The organism is Chitinophaga sp. CCNWYY40, assembly GCF_037483205.1.
In the GTDB taxonomy this organism is placed as follows: Bacteria; Bacteroidota; Bacteroidia; order Chitinophagales; family Chitinophagaceae; genus Chitinophaga; species Chitinophaga ginsengisegetis.
Genome location: NZ_JBBHLF010000004.1, coordinates 781,735 through 805,796, shown reverse-complemented (window position 1 = coordinate 805,796; position 24,062 = coordinate 781,735). Strand labels below are relative to the sequence as shown.

Annotated in this window: 20 protein-coding genes; 17 read left to right on the top strand and 3 right to left on the bottom strand. The window is 45.9% G+C overall.

Annotated features, from left to right (window positions below):
* Positions 1–49 precede the first annotated feature (49 nt).
* The 7 genes from V7S65_RS17990 to V7S65_RS17960 all read left to right on the top strand — a co-directional run bounded on the left by V7S65_RS17990 (position 50) and on the right by V7S65_RS17960 (position 10,609).
* Positions 50–2,611 (top strand): beta-mannosidase, encoded by a 2,562-nt coding sequence (locus V7S65_RS17990; RefSeq protein ID WP_336387456.1) that lies wholly within the window; start codon positions 50–52, stop codon positions 2,609–2,611.
* 2 nt (positions 2,612–2,613) lie between these two features.
* Positions 2,614–4,056 carry an alpha-L-fucosidase gene (locus tag V7S65_RS17985; RefSeq protein WP_111576753.1) on the top strand — a complete coding sequence of 481 codons (1,443 nt, stop codon included), beginning with the start codon at positions 2,614–2,616 and terminating at the stop codon, positions 4,054–4,056.
* A gap of 114 nt (positions 4,057–4,170) precedes the next feature.
* Complete coding sequence (locus V7S65_RS17980; protein WP_159454272.1) at positions 4,171–4,911, top strand: response regulator transcription factor; 741 nt, start codon at positions 4,171–4,173, stop codon at positions 4,909–4,911.
* A 133-nt stretch (positions 4,912–5,044) separates the two neighbouring features.
* Complete coding sequence (locus V7S65_RS17975; protein ID WP_079469446.1) at positions 5,045–7,291, top strand: RelA/SpoT family protein; 2,247 nt, start codon at positions 5,045–5,047, stop codon at positions 7,289–7,291.
* Between the two features lie 189 nt (positions 7,292–7,480).
* Positions 7,481–8,752: an adenylosuccinate synthase gene (locus V7S65_RS17970; RefSeq protein WP_079469445.1), complete on the top strand. Its 1,272-nt coding sequence runs from the start codon at positions 7,481–7,483 to the stop codon at positions 8,750–8,752.
* Positions 8,753–8,844: 92 nt separating this feature from the next.
* A complete protein-coding gene (locus tag V7S65_RS17965; protein ID WP_079469444.1) occupies positions 8,845–9,291 on the top strand; it encodes a hypothetical protein in 447 nt (148 codons plus the stop codon).
* A 73-nt stretch (positions 9,292–9,364) separates the two neighbouring features.
* On the top strand, positions 9,365–10,609 hold the full coding sequence (locus V7S65_RS17960) for an anthranilate synthase component I family protein (RefSeq protein ID WP_336387455.1): 1,245 nt from the start codon (positions 9,365–9,367) through the stop codon (positions 10,607–10,609).
* Here the strand turns inward: V7S65_RS17960 and V7S65_RS17955 are convergent.
* Positions 10,599–11,513 carry a TIGR01777 family oxidoreductase gene (locus tag V7S65_RS17955; RefSeq protein WP_336387454.1) on the bottom strand — a complete coding sequence of 305 codons (915 nt, stop codon included), beginning with the start codon at positions 11,511–11,513 and terminating at the stop codon, positions 10,599–10,601. The two genes, V7S65_RS17960 and V7S65_RS17955, sit on opposite strands and share 11 nt — an antisense overlap.
* Before the next feature lie 196 nt (positions 11,514–11,709).
* Here V7S65_RS17955 and V7S65_RS17950 point away from each other — a divergent pair, with 196 nt between their 5' ends.
* From V7S65_RS17950 to V7S65_RS17930, 5 genes are all read left to right on the top strand, one after another.
* Entirely contained in the window at positions 11,710–13,230 is a 1,521-nt protein-coding gene (locus V7S65_RS17950) for a hypothetical protein (protein ID WP_079469441.1), read from the top strand.
* Between the two features lie 15 nt (positions 13,231–13,245).
* On the top strand, positions 13,246–14,223 hold the full coding sequence (locus V7S65_RS17945) for a hypothetical protein (RefSeq protein WP_147252293.1): 978 nt from the start codon (positions 13,246–13,248) through the stop codon (positions 14,221–14,223).
* 189 nt (positions 14,224–14,412) lie between these two features.
* Complete coding sequence (gene purQ, locus V7S65_RS17940; RefSeq protein WP_079469439.1) at positions 14,413–15,105, top strand: phosphoribosylformylglycinamidine synthase subunit PurQ; 693 nt, start codon at positions 14,413–14,415, stop codon at positions 15,103–15,105.
* 36 nt (positions 15,106–15,141) lie between these two features.
* Complete coding sequence (locus tag V7S65_RS17935; RefSeq protein WP_079469438.1) at positions 15,142–15,597, top strand: protein-disulfide reductase DsbD domain-containing protein; 456 nt, start codon at positions 15,142–15,144, stop codon at positions 15,595–15,597.
* Between the two features lie 102 nt (positions 15,598–15,699).
* Complete coding sequence (locus V7S65_RS17930; protein ID WP_336387453.1) at positions 15,700–17,736, top strand: protein-disulfide reductase DsbD family protein; 2,037 nt, start codon at positions 15,700–15,702, stop codon at positions 17,734–17,736.
* 69 nt (positions 17,737–17,805) lie between these two features.
* Here the strand turns inward: V7S65_RS17930 and hisS are convergent, their stop codons facing one another.
* Both hisS and V7S65_RS17920 read right to left on the bottom strand, forming a co-directional pair.
* Positions 17,806–19,155, bottom strand: a complete 1,350-nt coding sequence (gene hisS / locus V7S65_RS17925) for a histidine--tRNA ligase (RefSeq protein ID WP_336387452.1) — start codon at positions 19,153–19,155, stop codon at positions 17,806–17,808.
* Positions 19,156–19,176: 21 nt separating this feature from the next.
* A complete protein-coding gene (locus V7S65_RS17920; RefSeq protein ID WP_079469435.1) occupies positions 19,177–19,614 on the bottom strand; it encodes a low molecular weight protein-tyrosine-phosphatase in 438 nt (145 codons plus the stop codon).
* A gap of 312 nt (positions 19,615–19,926) precedes the next feature.
* On the opposite strand from V7S65_RS17920, the gene V7S65_RS17915 reads away from it, so the two are divergent.
* The 5 genes from V7S65_RS17915 (at position 19,927) to V7S65_RS17895 (ending at position 24,025) form a co-directional block, all read left to right on the top strand.
* Positions 19,927–20,169: a hypothetical protein gene (locus V7S65_RS17915; protein WP_079469434.1), complete on the top strand. Its 243-nt coding sequence runs from the start codon at positions 19,927–19,929 to the stop codon at positions 20,167–20,169.
* An 11-nt stretch (positions 20,170–20,180) separates the two neighbouring features.
* Complete coding sequence (locus V7S65_RS17910; protein WP_079469433.1) at positions 20,181–21,095, top strand: substrate-binding domain-containing protein; 915 nt, start codon at positions 20,181–20,183, stop codon at positions 21,093–21,095.
* Positions 21,096–21,131: 36 nt separating this feature from the next.
* Positions 21,132–22,883 (top strand): tetratricopeptide repeat protein, encoded by a 1,752-nt coding sequence (locus tag V7S65_RS17905; protein ID WP_336387451.1) that lies wholly within the window; start codon positions 21,132–21,134, stop codon positions 22,881–22,883.
* Positions 22,884–22,947: 64 nt separating this feature from the next.
* The gene (locus tag V7S65_RS17900; protein WP_227024405.1) at positions 22,948–23,439 is read left to right on the top strand and encodes an NADH-quinone oxidoreductase subunit A; all 492 of its coding nucleotides are present in this window, start codon (positions 22,948–22,950) and stop codon (positions 23,437–23,439) included.
* Between the two features lie 22 nt (positions 23,440–23,461).
* A complete protein-coding gene (locus V7S65_RS17895; protein ID WP_079469431.1) occupies positions 23,462–24,025 on the top strand; it encodes an NADH-quinone oxidoreductase subunit B in 564 nt (187 codons plus the stop codon).
* Positions 24,026–24,062 lie beyond the last annotated feature (37 nt).

The following is a 24,062-nucleotide window of genomic DNA, read 5'->3' as shown; positions in this document are numbered from 1 at the left end:
CAAAGATCGTAAATCAGTGCTATTTTTGGTCCTTCTGAAAAAATAGGACATGAAATATTTACTGTTAACAGTGGGACTGTTTTTTACCCTGTTTACCAATGGAATAGCACAGAACAACCCTATGCTTACCGGCTGGGAATTTTCCCGCGTGGATGAAGGCATCTGGCGGCCGGCCACCGTACCCGGAACGGTTCACACCGATTTGCTGGCACAGCATTTAATCCCCGATCCTTTTGTGGGAACCAATGAAAAAGCCGTGCAGTGGGTAGATAAGAAAGACTGGCAATACCGGAAAAGATGGCACATCAAAAAGCAGGAACTAAATGCAGAGGTGATAGAACTGGAGTTTAAAGGTTTGGATACCTATGCAGATGTGTATCTCAATAACCATTTAATACTACAGTCGGCAAACATGTTTGTTTCGCATACGGTCAGTGTAAAAGAATGGCTGGTAGCGGGCGACAATGAACTGCGCATCCTGTTTAAAAGTCCCATCAAAACAGACATGCCCAAATTTTTGCAGGACAGCATCATCTATCCCGCCGGTAACGATGCCAGCGATATTCCACTCAGTATTTATGCACGTAAAGCGCCCTATCACTACGGCTGGGATTGGGGCCCACGGCTGGTTACGTCCGGTATCTACCGTCCCGTTGTATTGCGGAGCTGGAATAAAGCGGTGATCCGCGATGTATACTGGCAACAGCTGCAACTGGATTCCACCAAAGCAGACATGCAGGCGGAAGTGACCATTGAAGCCGCAGCCGCGGGAGAATATACCTTACAGGTGCTGCCCGCAAAATCTACTCCTGAACTGGCAAAATTACCGGTAAGCCTGCAGGCGGGCATCAATGTAATAAAAGTACCCTTCTCTATAAAAAAGCCCGTATTGTGGTGGCCTGCCGGTATAGGCACTCCTTTCTGTTACGAACTGCAGGCCAACCTGCTCAGCAATAAAAAGGTAGTGGCTACTCAAAGCAGTAAGATAGGGTTACGCACTATTGAAGTAGTGAATAAACCCGACAGCCTCGGGGAGTCGTTTTATGTAAAAGTAAACGGCCGTCCCGTGTTTATGAAAGGCGCCAACTATATTCCCCAGGATAATTTTCTGCCGCGCGTAACTAAAGAAAAACAGGAAAAGCTGTTTGACGATATGGTGACTTCCAACTTTAACATGGTACGTGTATGGGGCGGAGGTATTTATGAAGATGATAATTTTTACAGGCTGGCAGATCAGCACGGGATCCTGGTTTGGCAGGACTTTATGTTTGCCTGTACCCTTTATCCTTCCGATCCGGCATTCCTGGAAAATGTAAAAACGGAAGCTGCAGATAATATAAAACGTTTGCGCAATCATCCTTCACTGGCGCTGTGGTGCGGGAATAATGAAGTAGCGGTAGCCATTAAAAACTGGGGCTGGCAAAGCGGTTACGCCTATACGAATACCCAGTGGGAAAGTTTGCAGCAGGGGTATGATAAATTGTTTAAAGAAGTGTTGCCACAACAGGTAGCCGCTTATCAGCCGGGCGCTTTCTATTTTCATTCTTCCCCCATCAGCAACTGGGGCAAACCGGAAGATTTTACCAAAGGAGATAATCACTACTGGGGCGTATGGCATGGCATGGAATGGTTTGAAGCATTCAATACACATGTGCCACGGTTCATGAGTGAATATGGTTTCCAGTCCTTCCCATCTATGGAAACAATCCGCACATTTGCTGCGAAAGAAGACTACGATATCTTTTCCAATGTGATGCAGGCACACCAGAAAAGTCCGGCTAAAGGAAATACAGCCATCAAAACATACATGCTGCATTACTACCGTGAGCCGAAAGACTTTCCCTCTTTTGTTTATCTCAGCCAGGTGTTACAGGCAGAAGGCATGAAAGTAGCTATAGAAGCCCATCGCAGGGCAATGCCTTATTGCATGGGCTCCCTCTACTGGCAGCTGAACGACTGCTGGCCGGGTGCTTCCTGGTCGGGCCGGGATTACGACGGCCGCTGGAAAGCATTGCAGTATTATGTAAAGGACGCATTCAGGCCACGGCTGGTATCCAGCGTCATTGAAAACGGACAGCTGTGTACCTACCTCGTAACAGACGAATACCAGGGCAAAGCCGACCTGCTGATGAAAGCAGTGGATTTGAACGGTAAGGTGATCTGGCAAAAGGAATTAACGGATATCTCTGTAAAAGCAAATACCAGTGAAAAACTACACGCCATCGATACCGCTGCTGTTTTACAGGGAAATAACCCGGCAAGGGTAATATTCTATGCGCAACTGCGAATAGACAGTAAGGATATGGAGCGGAATATCTTTTACTTTGCTCCTGCGAAGGATATGAACCTGGAAGTACCACACCTGGATGTGGTAACCAGCAAGGTAGCCAAAGATAAAGGCGTTGTTTATATCCGCGTGAAAACAGACAAGCTTGCAAGAAATGTTTACCTGTCGCTGGACAAGGCCACTGCAACCGATCATTTTGAAGACAATTACTTTGATCTGTTGCCGGGAGAAACCCGGACCATCCGGTTGCAGACAGGCCAACTGCCCGAGCTTATACACCAGGCATTGAAAGTAACTACTTTAGTATCGTCTTATAAAAACTGACAATGAAAAAGAAATACCTGATCTTATTGGGATTTGCGTTGCTGGGCTTTAATGGCCTCCACGCACAGAATGAAGAACCACCTTATGTGCCTGAAACAGATCAGGCGGTGGTAAAGAAGCTGGACGAGTGGCAGGACTGGAAATTTGGGATGATCATGCACTGGGGCCCTTATTCCCAATGGGGCGTGGTGGAATCCTGGAGCATTTGCCCGGAAGATGAAGGCTGGACACAGCGTAAGCCGGCAGGTATTCCCTATTACGATTACCTGAAAAAGTATGAGGCGCTGGGGAAAACTTTTAACCCCGTTCACTTCAACCCGGAAAAATGGGCGAAAGCCGCAAAGGACGCGGGGATGAAGTACCTGGTGTTTACCACCAAGCACCACGATGGCTTTTGTATGTTTGATACCAAACAAACCGACTACAAGATAACCGCCGCTGATGGCGCTTTCAGCAAGAACCCGCGCGCCAACCTGGCGAAGGAAGTATTCCAGGCTTTCCGTGAGGAAGGTATACACGCAGGGGCTTACTTTTCCAAGCCCGACTGGCACACTGAATACTACTGGTGGAGCTACTTTCCGCCAAAGGACCGTAACCCGAACTACGACCTGAAGAAATATCCGGAAAGATGGAACCAGTTCAAACAATACACCTATAACCAGATTGAAGAGCTGATGACCGGCTACGGTAAACTGGATATCCTCTGGCTGGATGGCGGCTGGGTGCGCCCGTTGAAGCAACAAACAAAGGAATCCCTTTCCTGGAGCCAAACGGCTCCGCAGGATCAGGATATAGATATGGGCAAAATTGCCACGATGGCCCGCAGCCACCAACCCGGACTGATTGTAGTGGACCGCAGTGTACACGGCCCTTACGAAAACTACCGCACCCCTGAACAGCAGATCCCTGATAAGCCGCTCAGCTATCCCTGGGAAACCTGCATGACAATGGGCAGCTCCTGGTCGTATGTACCGGACGATAAATACAAATCCGTAAATGTGCTGATCCACAACCTGGTGGATATTGTGGCCAAAGGCGGCAACTACCTGCTGAATGTGGCCCCCGGCCCTGATGGCGAGCTGCATAATGATGCCTACACCACCATGAAGCATATCGGTGAATGGATTCATATTAACGGGGACGCTATTTATGGCACCCGTGCGGTGGCTCCTTACAAAGACGGGAAAGTGTGTTTCACCCGTAAAAAGGATGGCAGCGTATATGCGATCTATCTGTTGGATCAGAATGAGAAATTGCCTGCAGTAATTTCATTTAAAGGATTAACGCCGGTGAAAGGCGCCCGTTTACAGGTGCTGGGAACCAATAATAAGCTGGTGTGGAAAACTACAGCCGCCGGGGTAGAAGTGCAGATTCCTGCATCTATCCGTGATAAAGGATTTGAGCATGCAATAGCTATTAAAATACCGGCTGTGGAAAAGTTGTGATTGTAGTGTGAATTAATGTGAATTAGTGTTGATAAATAAAAAAAAGAGATGGACGCTTACCCGTGGTCATCTCTTTTTTGTTTTATAGTCAAACTGATCACAAATGGTAGCTATATGAACAGAAACCCAAAAGTCTTGCTTGTTGACGATGATAAGGCATTCGGCGGTATCGTCAAACAGCACCTGGAGCAGGCCGGCTACAGTGTGGAGCATTGTTTCGACGGCGTAGATGCCTGGAACCTTTATTCAAGGTCCAAGTATGACATTTGTCTTATCGACATCGTTCTTCCAAAAATGAATGGATTTGAACTGGCAAAGGAAATCCGGAATGTTACGATGCTGACGCCCATCTTTTTCCTGTCGGCTGAAAAGACGGAAGAAACAGACCGTATCAGCGGATTTCAGCTGGGAGGGGATGGTTACCTCGTAAAGCCATTCAGTTTTGAGGAACTGGTAAAAAGAATGAAGGTGATCCTGAAGTGGACCCGCCCCAACAGAACAGAGTTGCTGGTAGGGCATACGGTAGCCAATTACACCTTCCATTACCGGAAGCTCAAAATCTTTGAAACCAGCAGCAAACTGGCCAAAGGAAGAATTTCTCCCATTGAAGCAAAAATGCTGCGTTATTTCCTCAGCAGGCCTAATATCATTGTACAAAAAGACGAGGTACTGCTGCGGGTTTGGGGAAAAGAAGATTTTTACGCAAGTCGCAGTATGGACGTATTTATTGGCCGTGTGCGCCGGTTACTCAAACTGGTACCCCGTGTAGAGCTGGAAACCGTTTACAACGTAGGTCTCCGGCTGAATGTGCCGGAAGACATCCTGCCGGTGAAGATCACCGTACCCATCCACTGATTTACATTTTTCTTTCCCGCCGAATAATCAACCTCCCCATCCTTTCCGGTTTTATCGCCGGCAAAGGATGGGTGTTTTTATGTCAAAACCTGCTTTTTTCTTTCAGATTATATTAAATCGTAACTTTATTCCAATGGAAACAGTGGTTGTACAAAAATATAATTTAGACGAAGAGCAGGAAAAGAAGGAAATCGTTCGGCATTACCGTGCTTTATTGAGGGCGTTGAAGCCCCGTTTAAAAAAAGGCGACAGGGAGCTGGTACGTACTGCTTTTGAAATGGCAGCAGATGCACACAAGGAAATGCGGCGTAAATCCGGGGAGCCTTATATATTGCATCCGCTGGCCGTGGCGCAGATTTGCGTGGAAGAAATTGGTCTTGGCGTACGTTCCGCCATATGTGCCCTGCTCCACGATACCGTGGAAGATACCGAAGTAACACTGGAAGATGTGTCCCGCGAGTTCGGGAATGAGATCGCTCATATTGTAGACGGTCTCACAAAAATATCTACCGTAATAGACTCCAGTACCAGCACCGCACAGGCAGAAAACTTCAAGAAAATATTACTGACGCTGGCAGATGACCCCCGGGTTATCCTGATCAAGCTGGCCGACAGGCTGCACAATATGCGTACGCTCGATAGCATGAGCCGCGAAAAACAGCTGAAAATAGCTTCTGAAACCGTATTCATTTATGCGCCTCTGGCTCACCGCCTCGGATTATACAATATCAAATCCGAAATGGAAGACCTGGCCATGAAATATACGGAGCAGCAAACTTACCGTGAAATAGCCAAGCGCCTCAAAGAAACCAAACGGGAACGCACCCGCTATATCAACGAGTTTATCAAGCCTATCAAGGAAGTGCTGCAGGAAGAAGGATTTGAATTCGAGATCTATGGCCGCCCGAAATCAATCCATTCCATCCATAACAAGATCAAAACAAAAGGCGTTGCCTTTGAAGAAGTATACGACCTTTTTGCCATCCGTATCATCCTGGATTCCTCGATAGATAAGGAAAAGGCAGATTGCTGGAAAGTGTATTCCATCATCACCGACTTTTACCATCCAAGCCCGGAAAGGACCCGCGACTGGCTCAGCAACCCCAAATCCAACGGGTATGAGGCGTTGCACGTAACGGTAATGGGCCCCAGCGGTAAATGGGTGGAAGTGCAGATCCGCTCCAAACGCATGAACGATTATGCGGAAAAAGGCGTGGCCGCCCACTGGCGGTACAAGGAAGGCAGCAATGCCTCTGCCCAGCAGGAATCTAAATTTGATCAGTGGTTCACCCAGATCCGGGAAATCCTGAACAACCCCGATTCCAATACGCTCGACTTCCTGGCCGATTTTAAGAGTAACCTCTTTACGGAAGAAATTTATGTGTATACCCCCAAAGGGGATCTGAAAATATTGCCGGTAAACTCTACTGCGCTCGACTTTGCCTACTCCATCCACAGTGCGGTGGGGAACAAGTGTATCGGCGCCAAAGTGAATTACAAACTGGTGCCCCTGAGCCATAAACTGCGCAGTGGCGACCAGGTAGAGATCATTACCTCCAATAAACAAAAGCCTTCGGAGGACTGGCTGAACTTTGTGCTCACGGCCAAAGCCAAATCCAAGATCAAGGATGCGCTGAAGGAAGAAAAGCGCAAAGTGGCGATGGACGGGAAAGCGGCGCTGGAGCGTAAGTTGTCGCACATGAATATTTCTTTCAGTCAGCATAATATCAATGAACTGGTACAGTTCTACAAACAGCCGTCCCCGCTGGATTTATATTACCAGGTGGCGGTCCGCAATATCGATCTGAAAGAACTGAAACAGTTTTCTGTACTGGGCGATAAACTGGAACCCCCAAAACCGGTGAAGGTGCCGGAACACGTACCGGAAGAACATGTAAAGCATCAGCTGCCTTCCAAGAAAGACGCAGAACTGATCATCTTCGGAGAAAGCTCCGACAAGATTGCCTACAAACTGGCTAACTGCTGCCGCCCGATCCCGGGAGACGACGTATTTGGCTTTATTACCGCCAGTGAAGGGTTGAAGATACACCGTACCAACTGCCCCAATGCTGCGCAGCTGCTGGCTAACTATGGTCACCGCGTGGTAAAGACCAAATGGGTGAAGAACCGCGAAATTTCCTTCCTCACCGGCTTACGCATTATCGGGATGGATGATGTGGGCGTGATCCATAAGATTACAAACATTATTTCCGGTGAATTGAAGATTAATATCTCCGCCCTCAGCATTGAGTCAAAAGAAGGCTTATTTGAGGGGTTGATCAAAGTATATGTCCACGACAAGGAAGAACTGGACGAGCTCGTGGATAGGCTTAAAACGCTCGATGGAATACAATCTATCCAGCGCCTCGAAGAATCTTAAAGAAAAAAATACAAACAGCAAATAAAGAAGGGCGGGTAAAAGGGAAGGTTTCAGAATATCTTGATGAAATCTTCCCTTTTATCCGCAATTCCGGTGTGTAATTAGTAATTTGTTTGTAATTCTTAATATTCGCCTTAATTTTGCGACTTCTTTTAAAGCAACAAACCTCCGATATTTAATTAAATCATTATGGTAGACGTTTTGTTAGGCCTGCAATGGGGCGACGAAGGCAAGGGTAAGATTGTGGACTATTTTGCCGGCAGGTACGACGTGATTGCCCGTTTCCAGGGTGGACCAAACGCTGGTCACACTTTGTATGTAAACGGTCAGAAAGTAGTATTGCGCACCATTCCATCCGGTGTATTTCATGATAAAACCATCAACCTGATCGGTAACGGTGTGGTGCTGGATCCTGTAGCTTTCAAAAAAGAAAGTGAAGATATTTCAGCCCTGGGAGTAGATCTGACAAAAAATCTGTTTATTGCTGAAAAAACCCATATCATTGTTCCTACACACCGCGCGCTGGACAAAGCGTCTGAAATAGCGAAAGGAAATGATAAAATAGGCTCCACTTTAAAAGGTATCGGCCCTGCCTACATGGATAAAACCGGCAGAAATGGTTTGCGCGTAGGTGATGTTTTATCTCCCGATTTTAAAACACTGTACGAAAAACTGAAGCAGAAACACCTGCAGCTGTTGTGTCAGTATGATATAAATGAATTTTCAGAAGATATTGCCAACTGGGAAGCTGAGTTCTTCGAAGCCATTCCTTTCCTGCAGAAAATGAACGTGGTAAGCGGCGAATATTTCCTGAATGAGAAACTGAAAGCCGGTAAAAAAGTATTGGCTGAAGGCGCCCAGGGAAGTATGCTGGACGTGGATTTTGGTACTTATCCTTTTGTTACTTCTTCCAACACTATCTCTGCCGGCGTATGTACTGGTTTAGGTATTGCTCCGCAGTGGATCAAAGAAGTAATTGGTGTTACCAAAGCCTATTGCACCCGCGTTGGTAGCGGTCCTTTCCCTACCGAGCTGCATGATGCAACCGGTGAAAAGCTGCGTTCCGCAGGTCACGAATTTGGTGCGGTAACCGGCCGTCCACGCCGTTGCGGCTGGATCGACCTGGTGGCACTGAATTATACCTGCATGCTGAGCGGCGTTACCCAACTGGTAATGACAAAAAGCGACGTACTCGACGAATTCGACGAAGTACTCGCCTGCACCGCCTACGAAATTGACGGAAAGCAAACAAAGCAATTGCCCTTCCAGATTAACGGTCTGGACATTAAACCTGTCTGGGAAACATTTAAAGGATGGAGTGATAAAACTTCTACTTGTCAGCAGTTCAACGAGTTACCGGCGGAGATGAAAGCATTTGTTACAGCAGTAGACTCGTATCTGGGTGTTCCCGTGAAATACGTTTCCAACGGACCCGGACGCGATCAGATCCTTGAAAAGTAGAACCAAAAAGTAAGGAAAAAAAACAGCAAAAAAAATTTGGCGAATAAAAAAAACTATTAAAACTTTACGGCAAAGAAATAAGGTAACCTATTATGAAATCAAAATCTGATAAAGAGAAAGAGACCAAAAAAACTACTTCTCCTAAGACTGCAAAAGAAGCTCCCAAAGCTGCGGCCAAGCCTAAGAAAGAGGTGGATGATGATGATGAGGAAGATGATGATGAAGATGTGAAACCTTCCAAATCTGCCTCAAAGAAATCAGATAAGTCTGCATCCAAATCAAAACGTAAAGATGATGATGAGGATGAAGACGACGCAGATGAGGAAGATGATGTGGATGATGCGTGGGAAAAAGGAGAAGATGATGATTATGATCCTGATTTTGAAGAATTTGACATGCCTAAGTCAAAAGGTAAACGCGGCCGTCCCAGCACTGGCAGCAAAAAAGCCGATGATGACGACGACCTGGGTATCGATGATGAATTCAAAGACATGGATCTGTTCAACGATCGTTTTGATGATGACGATGATGATTTTTAAGCACTAAAACACGATTGTTATCAGGATATTCCACACTTTTCCGGTTGATAATCAGAAAATATTTAAGCAACAAATGTTGGATTGGGGAAACCAGTTCAACATTTGTTGTTTTTTAGACAATAATAATTATGATTCTCCCTGGCATGAGTATGAAGCCATACTCGCTGCAGATGCGCTGCATACCCTCGAAGTAAACGCCGGAAACGCTTTCCCCGCCTTACAGCAATTTCATCAAACACACGCCGGCTGGCTCTTTGGCCACCTCGCCTACGATCTGAAAAATGAAACGGTACCAGGTCTTCAATCACAACACCACGATGGTATCGGTTTCCCGGATATGCACTTCTTTGTGCCCCGCGTAATCATACAACTGCAAAAGGAACAGGTACATATCGGCGGAGAAGCCTTCAGCAAAGAAGAGGCGCAGGAAATCCTGACAGCCGTTTTGCAGATGCCCGTGGATACTATGCCCGTGGTTACTTCCCCGGTGCAACCATTGCAAAGCCGCCTGGATCATCAACGCTATATTGCCGCAGTGAAAAGCCTGCAACAGCACATCCTGCAGGGCGACTGCTATGAAGTGAATTTCTGCCGCGAAAACTTCATGGAAAATATCAGCATACATCCACCGGCTTTATTTACCCGGTTAAATGCCTTGTCGCCATCGCCTTTTGCGGCCTATTACCGCCTGCATCACCGTTACCTCGCCTGCTCCAGCCCGGAACGCTTTGTACAAAAGAAAGGCAATACCGTTATCTCCCAGCCGATAAAAGGTACCAGCCGCAAAGATGCCAATCCGGAAACAGACCGGCAATTGCAACAAGAACTGCTGAACAGCGCCAAAGAACGCGCGGAAAATGTAATGGTGGTAGATCTTGTACGTAACGATTTATCCCACACGGCATTGCAGGGTACGGTGGAAGTAACGGAGCTTTTTGGTATCTATTCCTTTGCGCATGTGCACCACATGATCTCTACTGTTTCTGCACAGCTGTCTCCTGAAACACCCTTCACGGAAGTATTGCGTAATGCCTTCCCGATGGGGTCTATGACGGGTGCGCCAAAAATAAGGGTGATGCAACTCATTGAGCAATATGAGCAAACCCGCCGCGGACTTTACTCCGGAGCCGTTGGGTATATTACGCCGGCAGGTGATTTCGACTTTAATGTAGTAATCCGCAGCATGCTGTACAACGCAGAAAACCGCTACCTCTCTTTCCAGACCGGATCAGCCATCACTTTTTACAGTGATCCCGAAAAAGAATGGGAAGAGTGCCTGCTGAAAGCCGCCGCTATGGAGAAAACCGTTATCGGCTAAACAGCTGCTCCATCGCCTCGTTAATGGTAGGATAAGAATACTGGAAACCGGTTTGTTGTATTTTGTCGGCAGAAGCCTTTACACTTTTCAATACTTCCACACTCATTTCCCCCAATGCCAGTTTCAGGGCAAAGGTAGGTACATAGGTAGTCATAAAGCTGCCGCCTTTTGCCTGCCGGGCCATGCTCAGTATCAGTTCACGGTTGGTAACAGGGGTGGGGGCCACGGCATTGTAGATGCCTTCCAGCTTGTCGTTCACAATGGCATTGAAGTACAGGCGTACAATATCATGAATATGTATCCAGGGAACAAACTGTTCGCCTGATCCGAGCACTGTGGCAAATCCAAACCGCAGCGGTTTGTAGAATTCCTTTAAAGCGCCGCCATCCGGACTTAATACAATCCCCGTCCGGAAAATCACCAGCTTTTTGCCAAGCGTCGTTACTTTGGAAATGCTTTGTTCCCAGGCGAGGGTAGTGGTAGCCAGGTAGTCGGTAGCCGGGGGATCCGTTTCGGTGAATACATGGTCTGTAAACTCGCCGTAGTACCCCGTTGCCGAAGCGCTGATCACCTTCTTTACTTTATTGGGGAAGTTTTTCAGGGAGGTGAAAATTAAATCACTGCTTTTGGTGCGACTATCAATAATCTCCTGTTTACGTGCAGCAGTCCAGCGTTTCTCGCCCACATTGGCGCCAGCCAGGTGCACTATATAGTCCGCCTGTTGAACGGCTTCTTTATCTATGGTTTGCGTTTCCACGTTCCAGTGGGCGTATGTTACATCCTTAATGCTGCGCTTATCGGGGCGTCTGCTGAGGATAATCACCTTGTAGCCGCGCTCCAGCAGCAGCCGGGTTAATGCCGTCCCTATGAGTCCTGTTCCACCGGTTATAATAACGGTCTCCATTCAATAATAGCTGCTTTTTTAAAATAATTTATTAAAAATACACAATAAATCGGGCCTTTTGGAATTTATGTAAAAGCAGGGCTTACCAGCTTTAAATTGACAACTTAATTTCTGAATTTTAATGTAAGTTTGAAAATGGCACATACAAATGGGCCATCTGCATTATCACAAAAATATCTGAAATCTATATTACCGCATGCATACGCTATACCGCCTACAGTTATTATTGTTGCTGCTTTTCGCCGGCACAGCAGCAATGGCACAGAAAATAACCTATTCTGAACCGGAGAAAGATGATTATAAAAGCACCGAATTTGAAATCATTGGTAAGGTAGCAGGGAATATACTGGTGTATAAAACAGACCGCGGCGACTTTGTAGTGTCTGTATATGATAATGCGATGCAGCTGAAAGAAAGGGTTAAACTGGACTTCCTGCCCCGTAAAGTGATCAGCATGGACTTTGTAGCCTATCCTGATAAGGTGCTGATGATTTACCAGTTCCAGCGCAAGGATGCGGTGTACAGCTTCTGCGCCACCATGTCGCCGGAAGCTAAGTTTGCAGATGCGCCCATCCTGATCGATTCCACCCGCATCGGTATCTATTCTAAAGAGAACAAAGTATATTCTGTTGAGGTATCGGAAGATAAGAACCGCATCATGGTGTATAAGATCAACCAGGATAACGAAAACAACAACGTATTTTATACCTTCCTGTACGACAGTGCCATGAGCCTGGTGAATAACAGCCGCCTGTCCATGCCCATGCAGAAGAAGCAGTTCCTCAGCAACTTTAACCTCACCAATACCGGCGATCTGATCTTTAATAAACTGGAACGCACCTCCAACCGCGACTATGTGGTGAGCGGCAGCATGGTAGTGAAACGTTCACTGGTAGACAGCTTTGAAACTTCCACAATGGCTTTCAAAGCACAATTGCTGGATGAGGTAAAGATGAAACTTGATAACAATAAGCAAACGGCCCTGGTCACTGCTTTTTATTATAAACAGAAAAGAGGAAATGTAGAAGGATTATACCTGTATAAATACGATTACGCCAATCATAAAACGGTGTATGAGAAATCACAGGTATTCCCCGACGACCTGAAAGTGAATGCCCGTGGCGAATCGAGCACCAGCGCGGCCTTTAACGATTACTTCATCCGTAAGGTGATTAATACCAGCAATGGCGGATTCCTGCTCACCGCAGAATCTTTTTCCACTTCTTCCCGCTACCAGCCCTGGAACCGGTGGAATTACATGTATGGCAGCCCTTACGGTGGTATGTATGCCCCTTACTATTATTCCCCTTATTCTTCCATGTACTACAATCCTTACTACTGGAACAATTCACAGGGATTACGTTATCATTATGATAATGTAGCGGTATTGTCGTTCGACGATGAGGGAAACATGCAGTGGAATAACTTTGTACATAAGAGCCAGTATGATGATAACGCCGACCTGTACCTGTCTTACCTGATGGTAAATGTGGGCAGCGAATTACGTTTTCTGTATAATGAACTGGACAGAAGAAATTATATGTTAACAGATGTAAGTCTGGCCCCGGGAGGTAAAGTGAACCGCATGCCTACGCTGCGTAACCTGGATAAGGGTTTCACCTGGATGCCCCGGTATGGCAAACAAATCAGTGGCCGCACCGTGGTGATACCATGTATTTACAGGAATTATATTTGCTTTGCTAAAATTGACTTTTAATCACACCTTTGCACTGTGATAAAATTTTTTCGCTCAGGCAATCCGCTAACGGTATTGCTGTTGTTAATATACACGCTGGTTGTTAAGTTTTACTATCTGATCCATCCATCAACCTACATGGCAGACGGATCGGAAGGGCTTTTGTATCACCTGCTGGTGAAATGGATGCAGACATTTACCGGTGGCAGTCCGTTGGTTTTTACGTCAATGGCCGTGTTACTGCTGTTTTTGCAATCACTGCTTTTTACCCGTATCATTAATCACCACCGGTTATTTCCGCGGCCTACTTACCTGCCGGCCATGTGTTACCTGCTGTTTACCTCCATGCTGCAAAGCTGGAACGTATTTTCGCCGGCACTCATTGTGAACCTCATTATGTTATGGGTATTTACCAGTATAACGGAGCTGTATACACGTACTTCCGCCCGTGATGTGGTATTTAATATCGGGTTTGCCCTGGGAATAAGCGGACTCTTTTACTTCCCCTCTGTTATATTTTGTTCTTTGCTGCTGTCCAGTATGCTCATTATGCGTGCTTTCCGGCTGGCGGAGTGGATCATTGCCCTGCTGGGCCTGATCTGTCCATTATACCTGATGGGTACCTACCTGTTCCTCACCGGTCAGATGACCCTGCTCTGGAAGATCCCTAATATGGGGGCCTCCCTGCCCATGATCACTGATTATAAGGTATGGGGAGCCATGATTGCATGTTTGCTCTTTTTTGTGATCGGATGGGTGCTGTTGCAGCGCCCGCTTAAAAAAATGCTGATACAGGGCCGTAAAATATGGGCGGCATTAGTCATATATGTACTGGTAGCCATGATGGTACCGTTCTTTAATGTTCACTTTTCAGCTGCCTACTGGGTACTGGCAGTTTTGCCGATCTCCATGTTTGCCGGTAACGTATTCTGGTCGGTTACCAACGATACTTTTGCCAACATTATCCACTTCATTGCACTGGCATATGTGATTGTTATGCAATATTTCAGCTGATTTCCCCATTTTAAGGGCCTGATTACCAGTAATTTGTTAAATCAGGACAAACGGCAATGGAAAATTGCGAACGGCGAAGTAATTTTGTCCTTTCCCATTAGTTTTGTCATTCGTGAAAATGATGGCAAAAACGTGGGGAAAAACGTTTTTTAAAAGCATTATTTACACATAAACACAAAACATTTTCAGATGAAATTTGGCGTTGTCACCTTTCCCGGTTCTAATTGTGATCATGATATGATTGATTCCCTGCGTAATGACCTGGGACAGGAAGTTATAGAACTGTGGCATAAGGATAAAGACCTGAGCGCATTCAGCACAGAAGATTGTATCGTATTACCAGGCGGTTTTTCCTTTGGCGACTACCTGCGTTGCGGCGCTATTGCGAAGTTTAGTCCGATGATGCAGAGTGTGATTGAATTTGCCAATAAAGGTGGCCGTGTAATCGGTGTTTGTAACGGTTTCCAGGTATTATGCGAAGCAGGTTTGCTGCCGGGCGTATTATTACAGAACCAGCACCAGCAGTTCATCTGCAAAAATGTATACCTGAAAAGCGAAAATACCACTGCATCCCTTACCAAAGATGTAGCCGGCAGACCATTAATGATTCCGATCGCACACGGAGAAGGCCGTTACTATGCCGACGACGCTACCCTGGATGAACTGTTTAAGAACAACCAGGTGTTATTCCGTTACTGCGATGAGTTTGGCAACATTATTGAATCTGCTAACCACAACGGCGCCATCCGTAACATAGCAGGCATCTGTAACAAAGCAAGAAATGTTTTTGGAATGATGCCTCACCCGGAAAGGGCTACCAGCCTGGCCCTGGGTAATACAGACGGGCAGCTGATTTTACAAAGTCTGATCAATAACAACTAGATAGATTAAATCAACCAACCAATTAAAAAGAAAAGCATGAAAAAATTATTAACAGCACTGGCTTTATTTGCCTTGCCCATCCTGGCAAGCGCACAGATAGAGAACCCGGTAAAATGGAGCTTTACAGCGAAGAAGGTGAATGCCACTACCTACGAAGTACACGCTACTGCCACTATCGATGCCGGCTGGCATCTGTACGCACAGGAAGCAGGAGAAGGTCCGGTAGCTACCTCGTTTAAGTTTACTAAAAACCCACTGGCCGCTTCTGTAGGTAAAGTGGAAGAAGTAGGTAAACTGCATAAGTCATTCGACAAAAACTTTAACTCAGAACTGAAATTCTACGAAAACTCTGTAGACTTCGTACAAAAAGTAACGGTAAAAGGTAAAGCCGCTACCAAAGTAAAAGGATCCGTAGAGTACATGGTATGTGACGACCATCAGTGTTTACCACCGAAAGAAGTGGAATTTGCAGTAAGTGTTGGAGGAAAATAAATTGAATCCGGTAACTGATAACAATACTCGCAAAACGAGTTCCTCAAAAGGAACTCGTTTCTTGTTTTCTCAGATTTATATTATTTAAAGCCTATTGACTATATGAAGCATTTGCTTTCATTTCTAATACCTGTCTTTGCCCTGTTCGCACTTAGTGCAAACGCGCAGGACGCAAGCCCGAAGCCTGTTAAATGGCAGTTCTCTGCAGAAAAGAAAAGTGACCAGGAATATGTGCTGCATCTGAAGGGCGCCGTAGAGAAAGGCTGGCAGCTTTTTTCCACCACAATGGGAAACGATGATCCCAATACCAGGGTAGTACTGGATAGCAGCGTAAAAGCCACTATTACAGGTATCACAGAAAATGGTAAACTGGAAAACCGCAAAGAACCTTTATTCGATAATCTCGAGATCAAATATTTTGAGAACGAAGTGGAACTGGTAGCGGCAGTAAAAGCCACCGGACCCGTTTCCAAACTTTCCGGAACCATTACTTATATGGTGCTGAAAGGAGAAGATGCCGTGCCGGAAGAAACTACATTCGAGGTGCCAACAGGAGAGCCTGCGGCCGCGAAAGCAGGCGCTGATACCACTACGGTGGGAGCTGCTGTAAAAGGTGGCGTAGCGGACGATGATGCGTCCAACAAATCGTTGTGGTGGATCTTTATCGCCAGCTTTGGTGGTGGATTCATTGCGCTGATTACGCCCTGCGTATTCTCCATGATTCCCATCACAGTAAGCTTCTTCACCAAGCGTAGCCAAACAAGGGCGCAGGGTATCAGGAACGCATTTACCTATTCCCTGTCTATCATCGTTATCTATACGCTGCTGGGCTTCCTGATCACCAAAATATTTGGTGCAAGTGCGCTGAATTCACTGGCCAGTAATGGTATCGCCAACATGATCTTCTTTGTGATCTTCCTGTTGTTCGGGTTCTCGTTCCTGGGCGCTTTTGAAATCAGTTTACCCAGCTCCTGGGCCAATGTGTCCGATTCCAAAGCGGGCATGAGCAGTATGGTGGGTATTTTCTTCATGGCGCTTACCCTGGCCATCGTGTCTTTCTCCTGCACGGGTCCTATTTTAGGGAACCTGCTGGTACTGGCTGCAAAAGGAGGGAACTCCGGTCCGCTGGTAGGGATGTTCGGTTTCTCGCTGGCACTGGCTATACCCTTCTCCTTATTTGCGTTGTTCCCGAGTTTGCTGAATAAGATCGGCAAATCCGGCGGCTGGCTGAATGCGGTGAAGGTGACATTGGGCTTCCTGGAACTGGCGCTGGCGCTGAAGTTCCTGTCTAATGTGGATATGGCTTATCACTGGAATCTGCTGGACCGGGAAATATTCCTCGCCCTGTGGATTGCCATCTTTGCATTGCTCACGCTGTACCTGGTTGGTAAGCTGAAGCTGAGCCACGACAGCGATGTGCCTTTCCTCACGGTAACCCGTCTCTGTTTTGCCATTGCGGCGTTTACATTCACGGTGTACATGGTGCCTGGTATGTGGGGCGCCCCGCTGAAAGGAATCAGCGGATTCCTGCCGCATGAAGGCTCCCAGGATTTTAATCTTAATAAATCACTGGTAAATATTCAGGCAGCGCTGGAAAGCGGCGAAGGCGGCGGTACCAGTGGTGGCAACAATGCCAATACCGTAAAGCCTAAAAAGCTGGTAGATGTGCTGCATTCTGAAATCCCCGGTGTGGAACACGTTTTCTTTGATTATGAAGAAGCGCTGGCCGCAGCTAAAGTGGCTAACAAGCCACTGATGATCGACTTTACCGGACACACGTGCGTAAACTGCCGTAAGTTTGAAAAGTCTGTATTGTCCAACCCGGCGGTGATGAAGATCCTGCGCAACGATTTTATCGTGGCCTCTTTATACACCGATGAAAAGACCAAACTTTCCGATGAGGAAAGATATGAGTCTAAAACTTCCGGGTTGAATGTAAAGGATGTTGGGTTGAAGAACCAGGATATCCAGATCACCAAGTTTAACCGTAACTCACAGCCATACTACATTCCGGTAGACCTGGAAGGTAACGCGCTGCTGAACATTGGTTATGGCTATGATCCGAAAGAAAATGTAGACGCCTTCGTAAAATATCTTGAAGATGCAAAAGCGGAGTTTGCAAAACGTCATGCGAAATAAGTAAGTTGTTATAAAAAGAAGAAGGCCGTTTGTATCGTACAAACGGCCTTCTTCTTTTTATAACTTATATCAGAATGCGTAGCTGATTAACTCGGCGCCGCTGATCTTCTCCTGTTGGCCGGTGGTAAGGTTTTTCACGCTCACCAGGTTGTCCTGCAGTTCAGATTCCCCGAGGATGATCACATAGGGAATTGCTCTTTTATCTGCATACTTCATTTGTTTATCCATCTTGGCCGGTTCATGGAATAATTCCGCGGCAACACCCTGCTGGCGTAACTGCATCATATAGCTGAAAGCTGCGCGGGAACTGGCTTCTCCGAGGTTCAGAAATAATACTTTGGTAGATTGCTGTGCCGTTTGCGGGAATAGTTTCAGTTCTTCCAGCACGTCATAAATACGGTCAACGCCAAAGGAAATTCCTACGCCGGAAATGCCTGGCAGGCCAAAGAGGCCGGTGAGGTCATCATATCTGCCGCCGCCGCCGATACTGCCCATTTTCACGGTAGCAGGGGCTTTTACTTCCACGATTAATCCGGTATAATAATTTAGACCACGTGCGAGTGTAAGATCTAATATAGGTGTAGTATTAAATGCTGTGTATCCGGAGTGTAGCACGAAATCCAATTCTTCAATACCTTTTTTGCCAGTATCAGAATTGGCAAACAGGCTCCGAAGCTGCTCCAGAACCGATTTATTATCTCCCTGAATACCCAGGAAGTTCTCAATGATTGTAATATCTGCTTCAGATAATCCCCGGTCACTCAGTTCCCCTTTTACACCGTCCATTCCAATTTTATCCAGTTTGTCGATGGAAATAGTGATATCGGTAAGTAATTCGGGCTTGCCAACCAATTCCGCTAAAGCGGCCAGTATCTTCCGGTTGTTGATACGAAGTTCATATCCTTGCATACCTAACTTGGTAAAAACAGTATCGTAGATCAGCAATAATTCTACTTCATTGAGTAAGGAATTACTACCCACCACATCTGCGTCGCACTGATAGAATTCACGATAGCGGCCTTTTGCGGGACGATCACCTCTCCAAACCGGTTGCATCTGATATCTTTTAAAAGGCAGTGCCAATTCATGTTGGTTCATGACAACATATCTTGCAAAAGGAATGGTCAGATCATAGCGAAGTGCTTTTTCGCTTATCAGTGAGGCCAGTTCACGGCTGTCTTTCGCTTGTTGGGCGCGCTCAAAGATCTCGCCGTTATCCAGAATTTTAAAGATCAGTTTATCTCCTTCCTCTCCGTACTTCCCGGTGAGGGTGGATAAATTCTCCATCGCGGGTGTTTCCAGCGGCTGGAAACCGAATACCTCAAAGGTTTCGCGGATGGTCTGGAAAATATAATTACGTTTTCTCACTACCACCGGGCCAAAATCACGGGTGCCTTTAGGAATACCGGGCTTTATCATCTCTAAAAAATATTAAAAGTTTTATGGTTGCTGGTCTGCGATGTTTTCGCATGCCTCGTAGATCATTTTATAAACAGGTGCAAACAGGGCGTCATCAAACCAGGGGTCTGGTACATCCTGCTGATCCGGCAGGAGGAAGGCTACTTTTGCTTTATCCGAGTCGTTACGGGCTTTGCGTAACACATCGGCATAATTATTCCTGTCCATAACATAGATGCGGTCAAAGGTATCAAAATCGGCGGTCTGGAACTGCCTGCCCCGTAATCCGGTGATATCCACACCGTTTTTCCGGGCTTCCTTTATGGAGCGGTGATCCGGTGAGTGGCCTACGTGCCAGTTGCCGGTTCCGGCAGAATCAATTTCCCAGTCCAGTCCCCTTGTTGCTGCCAGGTGTCGCATAATCCCTTCTGCAAGGGGGGAGCGGCAAATATTACCCAGGCAAACCATCAATATCTTCATGCGGATGAATATTTGAATATCAGGCCGCAAACCTACAAGATATTATGGAAATGTGCGTGTATTTGCATCTTTTAACGGGAATAAGAAGAAAAAAGAGCGGATTTTTGACTTATAAAGAAGTATTTGCTGCAAATTGTAATAAGCAGTAAATGATCATATTTTAAATCAAAAAATAACAACATGTTGAAAAAATGCCTCAAATTGCGGCTGGACAAGCAAAAGAGTGCGGTTTTAAGTCAGTTTTTTAACATTCCTCTAAAATTCTCTATACCCGATTAAAAAATTATTTTTTGTATAATTGTAATTCGCAACATGGAAACACACGAAGAACAAACAAGCAGACGGCAGGAAAACAGGTATCGGCCAATGGGTGAGCTGATCAGGGGAATATTCTTTATCCTTTTTGGTTTGTTCGCAATTTTTGCGGAGAGACTGGGATTCGGGGAATTCAGAATATCGCCGCAGATGATGAGTATTGTTGGTGCGGTTTTAATAGTCTACGGCCTCTTTAGGGTTTATAACGGAGTGAGAAAACTTTTTTTTAACAGGAACTAAAGAGGTGTGATATGTTTTTCAGTTTAGAAAGAATGAATGCTGTATATTTAACAGCTATTACATTGATGATGGCCGCTTGCGGGCAGAATCCAAATGCGAAAAAATTAGATACAGCTACAGAAGGCACCATCCATATAAGTGTGGATGAGACATATAAGCCGCTGATAGATTCGGAAATAAAGGTTTTTCAATCGCTGTATCCAAAAGCACATATCATCCCTACCTATAAACCGGAGGCTGATTGCTTTAAAGATCTTTTAAATGATAGTGCCCGTTTGGTAATCGTTACCCGCGATTTCAACCAGCAGGAACGCGATTACTTCAAGCAAATTAAAATTACGCCTAACAGCCTTTTACTTGCCTGGGACGCTCTTGCGCTTGTGGTAAATAAAGATAATCCTGATTCTGTACTGAATATGGAACAGGTACGGGGGATCATGGATGGCACCAATAAAGACAGGAAGTGGCAACTGGTGTTTGATAATGCCAACTCAAGCACTGTGCGGTACATCATGGATTCCATCAATAAGGGAAAACCTCTGCCAACAAATACAATGGCTGCGAAAACAAACCCGGAGGTGGTGGACTATGTGACAAAAAACAAAGACGCGATTGGTGTTATAGGTGTTAGCTGGATCTCTGATCCGAACGATTCATTGTCTATGGCTTTTACACGTGAAGTATCTGTAGTAAGACTAAGAGCAGATAATGGTTCGGAATTTGTTAAGCCATACCAGGCCTATATTGGTATTGGCACCTATCCGTTAAAACGCGGCTTCTTCTATTGCCTGAAAGAACCATATCATGGACTTGGCAGTGGATTTGCAACCTTTCTCGGTAGTTATGAGGGACAGCTGGTAATGAAGCAGTTCCGTTTATTCCCGGCGAGATTGAATGTAGTATTCAGGGAAGCCAACCTTAAGTAGTAGAAAAACACAACTAAAACTAAAAAACCAGATTGCATGAACAAACGGAAAAGTTTAATCGTAGCATTGCTTTGCGCCGCCTCAAGCGGTGTGATGGCCCAATCTGTGGAGGACGGACTTAAAGACCTGTATTATGGTAAGTACCTGTCTGCCAAGCAGAATTTAGAGAAAGTGATCGCAGCAAAGCCTACGGAAGACAAAGCGTATTATTACCTCGGTATAGCCCAACTCGGAATGGATGATGCTGCAGGTGCTGCTGCTACCTTCCAGAAAGGCTTACAGGCAGTACCCACATCTGCTTTACTGCAGGCTGGTATGGGCCGTATTGATCTGATCAATGGTAACGCCGCCGCCGCTAAACAGAAATTTGATGCCGCCAGCGCTGCCACACAGGGCCGCGATGGGGATGTTGCCCGTGCCATTGCCGACGCAAACAGCGAAATCAAAGGTGGCGACCGCGCTTATGCTCTCACCGTAATGGAGAAACTCCTGAACAACGAAGGCCGTAAGAAAAAAGAACAATATACTCCTGTTGCAGCCGATTATATTGAGCTGGGAGATGCTTACCGTTTCCTCGGTGGTGAAAATGGCGGTAAAGCTATCACCACTTATGAAAAAGCATTGGAACTCGATCCTAACAACGCTGAAGCAGTAATGAAACAGGGTTTGGTGAACTATAACGCCAGACTGAAAGCAGAAGCAGTGGCCGACTATACCAAGGCGACCAACATGGATCCTAACTATGGTCCCGCTTTCTACGAACTGTTCAACTTCTATATCACGCCTAAAAAAGATCAGTTATCCTGGGATAACGCCGCTACTTACCTGGAAAAATACATGGCTGTAGCAGATCCGGCAGATAAAACCAAAACACAGTACCTGTCTGCTTACATCTCTTTCTTCAAGAAAGATTATGATAACGCAATCAGCAAAGGTCAGGCTACCCTGCCAGGCGCTAACGAATTCTATCAGAATAAACTGAGCCTGCTCATCGGTGATGCTTACCTGCAGAAAGGTGACTCCCTGAATGCACAAAAAGTAATGGACGGGTATGCAGCAAAAGTTGGCGACGCCAAACTGGACTCTAACGACTACAAATTGTTGAGCACCATTTACATGCGTCTGAAATCCAGCGATTCTGCTACCCAGAACCAGTACAATACCAAAGCACTGGCTTACCTGGAAAAATATGCAGGTTCTATCACTGCTAAAGATCCGGAAACCTTTATCCAGATCGCAGAACAGCTGAAAGGAGCCAGAAACTACACTGCTGCTGCTGAATGGTATGCAAAAGCAAACGAATTGTCTCTTGCCAATAAAGAGCAACTGCAGGCGATCGATTACTTCAACGTAGGTATCAACTACTACTACGGCGCTGTAAATGTTAAGCCTTTCGATACTACCCTGCTGGCTAAAGCTGATTCTGCTTTCCAGAAGGTAATTGAGGCAAAACCTGAACTGGGTACCGGTTACTACTGGAGAGGCCAGAGCAATTTTGCCAAAGATCCTCAGGCCCAGGCTGGTGTTGCAAAGCCTTTCTACGACAAATACATAGAAATTTCTGAAGTAGATCCTGCTAAAAACAGGGGTACCCTGATCAACGCTTACACTTATGAGCTGTTGTACTACTACTTTAAGGAAGATAAAGCCAATGTTAAGGTTTATGCCGATAAACTGTCTGCATTAGATCCGAACAACACGGCTGTTAAACAGATCAACGAAAACATGGCTGCCCGCGATAAACCAGCTGCTAAACCAGCTGCAAAGCAAGGTCAGAACAAGAAATAAGCATTAATTGCATATAAAACTAAAAACCTCCTGTACCCGCAGGAGGTTTTTTAGTTTCCGGTTGGTGAAAAAAGATAATATTTTAAATCCTAATAGATTTGATATTTGGTCAACTTACAGTATTTTTGCGCATTCGGACAATGTTTTTATCGGGAAGCTTATGTATACAGAAACTGTATTTTTGTCAGCAACGACTACTCCTTTTAGCTATTTCCCTATAGTACTGCAATTAATTGCTGCTTTAGGTTTCGTTGGGATCACGATGTTAGCTACTCACTTTTTAGGTCCTAAACGCAAAACCAGCGATAAGCTTATTAACTTTGAAAGTGGTATCGAGCAAAAGGGGAATGCCCGGCAGCCGGTGGCCATCAAGTACTTTCTGACCGCTATTCTTTTCGTGTTATTTGATGTGGAAGTAATCTTTTTCTACCCTTATGCGGTTAATTTCAGGGAACTGGGATGGGAAGGCTTTACCGCTGTGCTGATGTTTGTGGGCTTCTTTTTGTGTGGATTTATCTACATCACGAAGAAGGGTGCACTGAAATGGGAAGATTAATTAACTCTTTAAATTAAAACCAATGGCTCGTCCGGTTCAATATAATAACAAGGTGAAGATGGTGGAAATCCCTGAGGGATATTCCGGTGAAGGATTTTATGCCACCTCTTTTGACAAGGTAATAGGTCTGGCGCGTAAAAACTCCATCTGGCCTTTACCATTTGCTACCTCCTGCTGTGGAATCGAATTCATGGCTACAATGGCGGCTACCTACGATATGGCCCGTTTCGGGGCAGAACGTATGGCCTTTACGCCACGCCAGTGCGATTTACTCATGGTAATGGGCACCATTTCCAAAAAAATGGGACCTATTGTGCGCCAGGTATACCTGCAAATGGCAGAACCTCGCTGGGTAATGGCTGTAGGCGCCTGCGCTTCCAGCGGTGGTATATTTGATACTTACTCTGTATTACAGGGGATCGACCAGGTGATTCCGGTAGACGTATATGTGCCGGGATGCCCTCCAAGACCGGAAGGTATCATCGATGGTTTCATGAAAATACAGGCCCTGGTAGGTCAGGAAAGTCTCCGCCGCCGTAACTCCGACAGGTATAGAGAACTGATGGAGTCTTACGGTATCAAGTAAGGAGAGGGGAATGGTTAATTGTAAATCGTAAATTTCA

Excerpts from the sequence above, each read along its gene's own strand:
- V7S65_RS17920 (WP_079469435.1), bottom strand. The coding sequence starts at position 19,614 with ATGAAGATATTGATGGTTTGCCTGGGTAATATTTGCCGCTCCCCCCTT.
- V7S65_RS17990 (WP_336387456.1), top strand. The coding sequence starts at position 50 with ATGAAATATTTACTGTTAACAGTGGGACTGTTTTTTACCCTGTTTACC.
- V7S65_RS17895 (WP_079469431.1), top strand. The coding sequence starts at position 23,462 with ATGGCTCGTCCGGTTCAATATAATAACAAGGTGAAGATGGTGGAAATC.
- V7S65_RS17965 (WP_079469444.1), top strand. The coding sequence starts at position 8,845 with ATGAAATCAAAATCTGATAAAGAGAAAGAGACCAAAAAAACTACTTCT.
- V7S65_RS17905 (WP_336387451.1), top strand. The coding sequence starts at position 21,132 with ATGAACAAACGGAAAAGTTTAATCGTAGCATTGCTTTGCGCCGCCTCA.
- V7S65_RS17975 (WP_079469446.1), top strand. The coding sequence starts at position 5,045 with ATGGAAACAGTGGTTGTACAAAAATATAATTTAGACGAAGAGCAGGAA.
- V7S65_RS17915 (WP_079469434.1), top strand. The coding sequence starts at position 19,927 with ATGGAAACACACGAAGAACAAACAAGCAGACGGCAGGAAAACAGGTAT.
- V7S65_RS17950 (WP_079469441.1), top strand. The coding sequence starts at position 11,710 with ATGCATACGCTATACCGCCTACAGTTATTATTGTTGCTGCTTTTCGCC.
- purQ (WP_079469439.1), top strand. The coding sequence starts at position 14,413 with ATGAAATTTGGCGTTGTCACCTTTCCCGGTTCTAATTGTGATCATGAT.
- V7S65_RS17980 (WP_159454272.1), top strand. The coding sequence starts at position 4,171 with ATGAACAGAAACCCAAAAGTCTTGCTTGTTGACGATGATAAGGCATTC.
- V7S65_RS17970 (WP_079469445.1), top strand. The coding sequence starts at position 7,481 with ATGGTAGACGTTTTGTTAGGCCTGCAATGGGGCGACGAAGGCAAGGGT.
- hisS (WP_336387452.1), bottom strand. The coding sequence starts at position 19,155 with ATGATAAAGCCCGGTATTCCTAAAGGCACCCGTGATTTTGGCCCGGTG.
- V7S65_RS17910 (WP_079469433.1), top strand. The coding sequence starts at position 20,181 with ATGTTTTTCAGTTTAGAAAGAATGAATGCTGTATATTTAACAGCTATT.
- V7S65_RS17960 (WP_336387455.1), top strand. The coding sequence starts at position 9,365 with ATGTTGGATTGGGGAAACCAGTTCAACATTTGTTGTTTTTTAGACAAT.
- V7S65_RS17930 (WP_336387453.1), top strand. The coding sequence starts at position 15,700 with ATGAAGCATTTGCTTTCATTTCTAATACCTGTCTTTGCCCTGTTCGCA.
- V7S65_RS17955 (WP_336387454.1), bottom strand. The coding sequence starts at position 11,513 with ATGGAGACCGTTATTATAACCGGTGGAACAGGACTCATAGGGACGGCA.
- V7S65_RS17935 (WP_079469438.1), top strand. The coding sequence starts at position 15,142 with ATGAAAAAATTATTAACAGCACTGGCTTTATTTGCCTTGCCCATCCTG.
- V7S65_RS17985 (WP_111576753.1), top strand. The coding sequence starts at position 2,614 with ATGAAAAAGAAATACCTGATCTTATTGGGATTTGCGTTGCTGGGCTTT.